1 protein-coding gene is annotated in these 728 nt (G+C 37.2%); it reads right to left on the reverse strand.

What is annotated here, in order from left to right:
- The coding region (locus MXE28_RS11455; RefSeq protein WP_247240192.1) for a transposase at positions 1-672 on the reverse strand (672 nt) is incomplete at its 3' end.
- Between the last annotated feature and the right edge of the window lie 56 nt (positions 673-728).

Genomic DNA, 728 nt, shown 5'->3' on the forward strand with positions numbered 1-728 from the left:
CCGCCTCCTCTCTATTTCGTCTAATTTTTTTAAGAAAGATGCCTCCATTTCAGCCTTCATTCGGCGAGCACGTTCTATCTTAAGTTCGGCGCGTAATCGTTCTACCTCAGTAAGAGTATCCGGTGCTTTTCTTTTCCCGCGGTTATCTCGTAATGCGTCTAGCCCACTAGATTCATACTTTACTGTATAATTACGGGCTTGCTGGTATGAAACATTGTATTTATTTGCTGTTTCTGCGTAATTGTGGTTATGAGCTATGCAATACTGTACTATTTCAACACGCTCATCGAATGTTGTTTTTCGGCCTTTAGTCATGGTAGAAAATCCTCCTATTCCGGATGCTTTCAATTCTTCATGACTATTATACCGCTTAATCCAATCTCGTAGTTGTGTTTTTGTCCGTAATCCAAATCTTTGGCTTATAGAGTTCAAAGAGCCTTCTCCGTTTAGATAAGCTAATACTGCTTCTATTTTCTCTTTAGAAGAATAATGCTTATTTTTTACATGGGTAAATGCATCTGGTCCATTGCCTTTATAACTGACAATCCAATCTCTAATAGCAGTTCGATCAATTCTTAACCGCTCAGCAGCTGTTAACATAGATTCTTTTCCTTCAAGGATATTTTCTACGGTCTTTATTTTTTCTTCTGCACAAATTTTCTGTCTAGGCATAAAAAATACTCCCTTTCAAGTAACACAAGATTTTATTATTTCTTGTGTCTACCTAA

The sequence above is a fragment of the Veillonella sp. KGMB01456 genome (genome assembly GCF_023051165.1).
GTDB lineage: Bacteria > Bacillota > Negativicutes > Veillonellales > Veillonellaceae > Veillonella_A.